Origin of the sequence: Gelidibacter sp. (genome assembly GCF_035515035.1) — a bacterium.
Lineage (GTDB): Bacteria > Bacteroidota > Bacteroidia > Flavobacteriales > Flavobacteriaceae > Gelidibacter.
The window spans coordinates 41410-48262 of the sequence record NZ_DATJCA010000086.1 but is presented as its reverse complement, the minus strand read 5'-3'; the positions used below and the strand labels follow the sequence as shown (position 1 = coordinate 48262).

Below are 6853 nucleotides of genomic sequence, written 5' to 3'. Positions count from 1 at the left end.
CTTTAAGGTCGTAAACCTTAACAAATCCAGCGTTTATCAGTTTCTCAGCACATTCGGCACTACGCTTTCCGGAACGACAATATATGATAACGGGTTTGGTTTTATCCAACTTTAAGATGTCTTCATCAAATGTTGGCGAATAGAAATCAATGTTTTGTGAATTTTTAATAAAACCGTCCTCTCTTTCCTTGGCCGATCTTACATCAACCAATTGCACATCTTCCAACTCCATTAAAGAGAGCATTTCTTCAGCCGTAACTAAATTAATCTCACCTTCGGTTTTATCATTACAACCGACTAGGAAGGTAGAAGCAATAATAAAAATCAACAAAAAACGCTTCATAATATGTGGTTTAGTTTTCTTATAAAGAAATAAATCAAGTTTTATTGTGTGGACGGTCCTTTCCATTCACTAAAACCTCCAATTAAGTTATAGGCCTTCTTAAATCCCAAAGAATTCATTATTGAACACGCTTGCCCACTTCTCCCCCCAGATCTGCAATACACATAATAGCTTTTCTCAGGATCTAGTTTTTTGATTTCATCAATAAACTCTTGACCTTTATGAATGTCCAAATGAATGGCCTCCGGAATGTACCCTTCGTCAACTTCATCTTGGGTTCTTACGTCCAAAATGATTGCGTCCTTGTCATTCTCCAATTGAGATGCCCATTCTTGTTGCGTTAAATCTGCCATGATAGTTATTTTTAAAAGAACAAAATTAACATTTCTTTGTGATATAGACGAAAAAAATCCGAAGTGTTACACTTCGGATTCAATTTTTAACAGTTACCTTTTTATTAGAGTTTAATAGAACACCCAATGGCTCGCGTTTGAGTTTCCTTAATGGGCCCTCCAGACAACAATGCGTCTACAGCATTTTCTACATATTTGGTTTGTACCGCACTGGCATCTTGGTAATTATCATCAATAGCACCAATATATTTCACTTGATTCCCTTTACTTGTTTTCTGCAACACATACACTTCAGGCGTTTTGGTGGCTCCATACTGTGGAGAAATCTTTTGGCCTTCATCCATTAGGTAAGGAAACGTAAACCCTTTTGTCTTAGCTCTATGTATCATGGCTTCCATATTGTCTCGAGGTTGAGTCTTGGGGTTATTTGGCATGATGGCAATTACAGGATACCCTTTGGCTTTGTATTTTTTATCGAGTGCGACAATCCTGTCTTCGTAGGCCACAGAATACGGACAGGTATTACAAGTGAAAATGACAATAAATCCTTTGGCATCTTTATAATCAGCCAAGGCTACCATGCTACCATCAATATTTTTCAGATTGAAATCTGCGGCAATATCACCTACTTTATAGCCACTGCTCTGATTTGTAAAAGCAGATAGCATGATGATGGCAATGACCGCGAAAATTCCTTTTATATGTTTCATATTTTCTTAAGATTGTTATTCTGCGCTATACAAGTCAAAAACTGTTCCATTAACAAGTTGCAATTTCTAATTGAGAAATTGCTTTACTTCTTTTTCTAATTCCTCATAAGTAAACGTCCTTTCATAAAACTGACGTTTCTCTCTATTGAAAATCAGCGTTGCAGGAATAGCTCCAGACCAATCAGGATCAATTGCGGGAATCCAAGTGTTAGAGTCGTTATCATCCAAAGCTACCACTTTAGATTTTAAATTATGCTTCTTGATAAATGGTTTCACATGGGAATCATACTTTTTTGGAAAATCTAAACTCACCAAAATAACTTCAACATTTTTATTTTTATAAGTAGCGTTCAGATCCTCAAAATAAGGCAACTCCTTAATGCAAGGTGCACACCATGTAGCCCAAAAATTGATAACATAGGTCTTATCTGTGTTCGTTTTTAGAAAGGGTTTCAGCCCTTCAAAATCATAGATTTCCAAAGGAACCTTAGAAAAATCTTCTTTGTAATCAAGGTCTTCCACCTTTTCACTTTGACGATTTTCGTCCTTACAGGATGCTGTTAAGATCAGCAATAAAAAACATATTATTCTCATGGTATAAAAATAAAGCTCCAATTGAAGACCAATAAAACTTTAACAAAACATTATAGCAAAATTTCAATTGGAAATAAAAAAACACTTATACATTTGTATATACAATTGTTGTATATGAAAGAGTTAGAAGACATCTTATTAACCACCTCCCAAATACCCTTGGCGAAGAAGACGGTTTTGAATATTTCTTATACGAGTAATATCATAAGGGACATTATTTCCAACATCCTTAAGCCTTTTGATATTTCCATTGAACAGTTTAATGTCCTAAGAATTTTACGAGGACAAAAAGGCAAGCCTACCAACCTTCAAGACATTCAAGGCAGAATGGTCAGTAAAATGAGCAACACCACGAGATTGGTAGATAAGCTCATCATAAAAGGATATGTAGAACGCTTTATATGTGAAGAAAATCGGCGGAAAGTTGAAATCTTCATTACGCCGCAAGGTCTGGAATTTTTAAAGGAAATAGACCCAATAGTTGAAGCATCTGAAAAAGATATTGCCTCGCCTTTATCCGAAGAAGAATTAAACACATTAAATAATTTATTAACAAAACTCAGAAATTAACCCTTAAATTAATTACACTTTTAAAATCACATTTTTATGAATAGTACACTAATTTTAGCAATGGCTTTTGTAGCCAGTTCATTTATCACTACAATCGAGAAGAAAGTTGATGTGGTCAACAGTAAAATCACCTGGAAAGGACATAAAGTAACCGGAGAACATGATGGATACATTATTCTTCAGCAAGGTGCTCTACAATTTGACGACAAAAATCAGTTGTCAGGGGGCTCTTTCATCATGGATATGCCAACCTTGACCGTAACTGATTTAGAAGGAGAAATGAAAGGCAAACTTGAGGCACATTTAAAATCCGACGATTTTTTCAGTACAGACAAACATGCCACTGCTACTTTTGTCATTACAAACGTATCAGGAAAAGACGGCAAATATAAAGTAACCGGCAATTTGACCATCAAAGGCATCACCAATCCTAACACTTTTGACATGGTTGTTTCTGGAAATACTGCAACTGCCGACCTTAAAGTTGACCGTACCAAATATGATATAAAATTTAGATCGGCGAGTTTCTTTGATGGTCTAAAGGATAAAGCCATCTATGATAATTTTGATCTCCATGTAGAGTTGAAGTTTTAAACTTTATTTTATTAAAAGCTACATCATAATGAATCCTGCTTCCGGAATTTCGGTAGCAGGATTCTTTTTTAATTTCTTCCCAAAATATTTGATAACTTAATTTTGATTTCTATATTTGGCAAAACAAAAATATGTACACAACTTTAAATCATACTTGGTGGTGGAACTTTTCGAAACAAACTTCGTGAGGTAATGCTATAGTATATTTAAATCTAATATAAAAAAGGCTTGTCATTCACGACAGGCCTTTTTTTTATACATAATAATTCAAAAACATGAAGTCTTACAGCCTACGCACCCATCACAAAAAGATTCTCGCAGACACTATTACGCCGGTGAGCATTTATTTGAAAATAAGGGATAAATTCCCCAACAGTATTCTTTTGGAGAGTAGTGATTACCGCGCCAATGACAATAGTTTTTCCTATATCTGTTGCAATCCTATCGCTTCCATTAAAGTGAAAAATGAAGTCATCACAGAAAGCTTCCCCGATAAAAGTCAGTCAATCCATCCCATTACCCGGGATACGAATGTGGCCAATGTGATCCATAAATTCACCAAACGTTTTAAAACGCATTCCGAAGATAAATTCAAGTTTATAAACAATGGTGTTTTTGGATATATCGCCTATGATGCGGTCCGTTATTTTGAAGACGTAGCCATTTCAAAAAAAGAAGGCCATCAAGATATTCCTGATATTTACTATGCGGTGTACCAAAACATCATTGCCATCAACCATTTCAAAAATGAGGCGTATGTATTTGCCAATTGTTTTGATACAGAAAATAATATCCCAGAAATTCTACAACTCATCCAGTCTAAAAACTTTGCTGCTTTCAATTTTTCAACGGAAGGCGAAACAGTCTCCAATTTAACAGATGATGAATATAAAGAGAATGTCGTCCTCGCAAAAAAACATTGTGCCCGAGGTGATGTGTTTCAACTGGTGCTGTCAAAAAAGTTTTCGCAGCAATTTAAAGGAGACGAATTCAACGTATATCGCGCTTTGCGCAGCATTAACCCCTCTCCTTACCTCTTCTATTTTGACTATGGCGATTTCAAGATTTTTGGAAGTTCTCCAGAAGCACAATTGGTCATAAATAAAGACAAAGCTGAAATCCATCCGATTGCAGGCACCTTCAAACGTACGGGTAACGACGAAAAGGATGCTGAACTTGCCAAACTCTTGGCCGTTGATGATAAGGAAAATGCAGAACATGTGATGCTTGTCGATCTGGCAAGAAACGATTTGAGCCGACATGGAAGTCAGGTCACCGTCGAAAAATATAGAGAAGTACAATTCTTTTCGCACGTCATCCATTTAGTGAGCAAGGTGACAGGAAAAAAACATAAGGACACCACCACCATGCAAATGGTCGCCGATACGTTTCCTGCAGGAACCTTAAGTGGGGCGCCTAAACACAAAGCCATGCAACTCATTGAAAAGTATGAAAAAACGAGTCGCGATTTTTACGGCGGCGCCATCGGATTTATGGATTTTAAAGGCAATTTCAATCATGCCATCATGATTCGGACGTTTTTGAGCAAAAATCATCAATTGCATTGGCAAGCCGGCGCAGGATTGGTTTCTAAGTCAAAACCTGAAGATGAATTGCAGGAAGTTTACAATAAGTTGGGGGCATTGACCAAGGCGATTGAAATGGCCAAGGAGATATAAACGGAAAGAATTATAAAAGAACAATCAAGGTTTTATAAACCTTATAGGTTTAAAACAGAAAATAAAAAGTAAATAGAATCACACCTGAGACCTTTCAGGTTTTTAAAAACCTGAAAGGTCTCAGCCAAAAAAAATAACATTTTAAAACTGAGATCCCCGCCTTCGCGAGGAATGCATATGAAAATATTAGTTATAGACAATTACGACAGTTTTACATACAATCTCGTCCATTATCTTGAAGATTTGGGATGTGAGGTCACTGTCCGACGCAATGATCAGCTCACGCTTGAAGAAGTAGATGCCTTTGAAAAGATCGTACTTTCTCCAGGACCAGGACTACCTGACGAAGCTGGGCTGCTAAAAGCCATCATTAAAACCTACGCACCCACAAAAAGTATTTTGGGCGTCTGCCTCGGCCAACAAGCCATTGCTGAAGTATATGGCGGCACATTAATCAATCTGGATAATGTCTATCACGGCGTAGCCACCAAAGTCACCAGTTGCGTTACCGACGAACTGCTTTTTAACGGCTTGGACAAAACCATTGAAGTGGGGCGTTACCACTCCTGGGTGGTCGATCCTAATTTACCTGAAGTATTGGAAGCCACTTCCTTTGACGAAAATGGTCAGGTAATGTCCTTGCGCCACAGAACATACGATTTAAAAGGGGTACAATACCATCCCGAGTCGGTGTTGACACCAGATGGGAAAAAGATATTGGAAAATTGGATAAAAATTCCTGTGCAGGCAGAAATCTTATAGGATCAACAACGTTAATCCTTAAGTTTTAGTTAAGCAAACGCTTCGAGAAAAGAGGATGAAAACAAAAGAGTTACATCGTATCAATAATTAGTTGATCTAGAAAAAATTAAGTTTAACAACAAAAGATTCCTGCCTTCGCAGGAAGTATTATGAAACATATACTCAACAGACTCATCAACCAAGAAAGCATCTCTAGCGAAGAAGCCAAACACGTCTTGGTCAACATATCAAAAGGAAACTACAATCAAAGTCAGATTGCTTCTTTTCTAACGGTTTATATGATGCGAAGCATTACCATCGAAGAATTGCAAGGGTTCAGGGACGCGCTTTTAGAATTGTGTCTGCACGTAGATTTAGCCGATTATAACGGCATCGATTTATGTGGTACGGGAGGCGACGGAAAAGACACCTTTAATATTTCAACTCTGGCATCATTTGTCACTGCTGGAGCTGGCGTCAATGTCACCAAACACGGCAATTACGGCGTTTCTTCGGCATGCGGGTCTTCCAACGTTATGGAATATCTAGGCATTAAATTCACCTCAGACCGCGATTTCTTGAAACGATCTTTAGACGAAGCGAACATTTGCGTTTTACACGCCCCGCTCTTCCACCCTGCCATGAAAAATGTAGCGCCCATCCGAAAGGATTTGGCGGTAAAAACCTTTTTCAATATGTTGGGACCCATGGTAAATCCGGCATTTCCAAAAAACCAATTGGTGGGTGTTTTTAACCTAGAATTACTAAGAATGTATAGCTACCTCTACCAAAATACAGATATTAATTATACCATTCTTCATGCCTTGGATGGCTATGATGAAATCTCCTTGACCGGTCCAACCAAAGTGATTCGAAACACCACAGAAACAATGATCTCACCCGAATTTTTCGGAGTCAATACTTTAAAACAAAGTGAGATATATGGTGGTGATTCCGTAGCTGAAGCCGCCCAGATTTTCACACAAGTATTGGATGGCCAAGGTACTGAAGCGAAAAATAACGTCGTATGCGCCAATGCCGCCATGGCGATTGCAACGGTGACCAATAAATCGATTGAAGATAGTTTTGGGATGGCAAAAGAGGCTTTATTGAGCGGAAAAGCAAAGGAGAAATTTGAGAGATTAGTTGAAATAAGTAGAGTTTAGTTGGCAGTGGGCAGTATGCAGTTGGTAGTCAACAGAAAACACATAACACACAACACATAACAGACATCAGACATCAGACATCAGACATCAGATAATAGACAAC

Annotated in this window: 9 protein-coding genes; 5 read left to right on the top strand and 4 right to left on the bottom strand. The window is 37.7% G+C overall.

Features of this window, described 5'->3' with window-relative positions:
- From VLZ86_RS06680 to VLZ86_RS06665, 4 genes are all read right to left on the bottom strand, one after another.
- Positions 1 to 343 (bottom strand): rhodanese-like domain-containing protein (locus VLZ86_RS06680; protein WP_325449859.1); only part of this gene is annotated, 343 nt, incomplete at its 3' end.
- 41 nt (positions 344 to 384) lie between these two features.
- Complete coding sequence (locus VLZ86_RS06675; RefSeq protein ID WP_325449858.1) at positions 385 to 696, bottom strand: rhodanese-like domain-containing protein; 312 nt, start codon at positions 694 to 696, stop codon at positions 385 to 387.
- Between the two features lie 104 nt (positions 697 to 800).
- Entirely contained in the window at positions 801 to 1406 is a 606-nt protein-coding gene (locus tag VLZ86_RS06670; RefSeq protein ID WP_325449857.1) for a thioredoxin family protein, read from the bottom strand.
- A gap of 66 nt (positions 1407 to 1472) precedes the next feature.
- On the bottom strand, positions 1473 to 2000 hold the full coding sequence (locus VLZ86_RS06665) for a TlpA disulfide reductase family protein (RefSeq protein ID WP_325449856.1): 528 nt from the start codon (positions 1998 to 2000) through the stop codon (positions 1473 to 1475).
- 114 nt (positions 2001 to 2114) lie between these two features.
- Between VLZ86_RS06665 and VLZ86_RS06660 the strand changes: the two genes are divergently transcribed.
- The 5 genes from VLZ86_RS06660 (at position 2115) to trpD (ending at position 6750) form a co-directional block, all read left to right on the top strand.
- Positions 2115 to 2570 carry a MarR family transcriptional regulator gene (locus tag VLZ86_RS06660; RefSeq protein WP_325449855.1) on the top strand — a complete coding sequence of 152 codons (456 nt, stop codon included), beginning with the start codon at positions 2115 to 2117 and terminating at the stop codon, positions 2568 to 2570.
- Between the two features lie 36 nt (positions 2571 to 2606).
- On the top strand, positions 2607 to 3164 hold the full coding sequence (locus tag VLZ86_RS06655) for a YceI family protein (protein ID WP_325449854.1): 558 nt from the start codon (positions 2607 to 2609) through the stop codon (positions 3162 to 3164).
- Positions 3165 to 3439: 275 nt separating this feature from the next.
- Complete coding sequence (locus tag VLZ86_RS06650; protein WP_325449853.1) at positions 3440 to 4843, top strand: anthranilate synthase component I family protein; 1404 nt, start codon at positions 3440 to 3442, stop codon at positions 4841 to 4843.
- A 177-nt stretch (positions 4844 to 5020) separates the two neighbouring features.
- On the top strand, positions 5021 to 5605 hold the full coding sequence (locus tag VLZ86_RS06645; protein ID WP_325449852.1) for an aminodeoxychorismate/anthranilate synthase component II: 585 nt from the start codon (positions 5021 to 5023) through the stop codon (positions 5603 to 5605).
- Positions 5606 to 5754: 149 nt separating this feature from the next.
- Entirely contained in the window at positions 5755 to 6750 is a 996-nt protein-coding gene (trpD, locus tag VLZ86_RS06640) for an anthranilate phosphoribosyltransferase (protein WP_325449851.1), read from the top strand.
- Positions 6751 to 6853 lie beyond the last annotated feature (103 nt).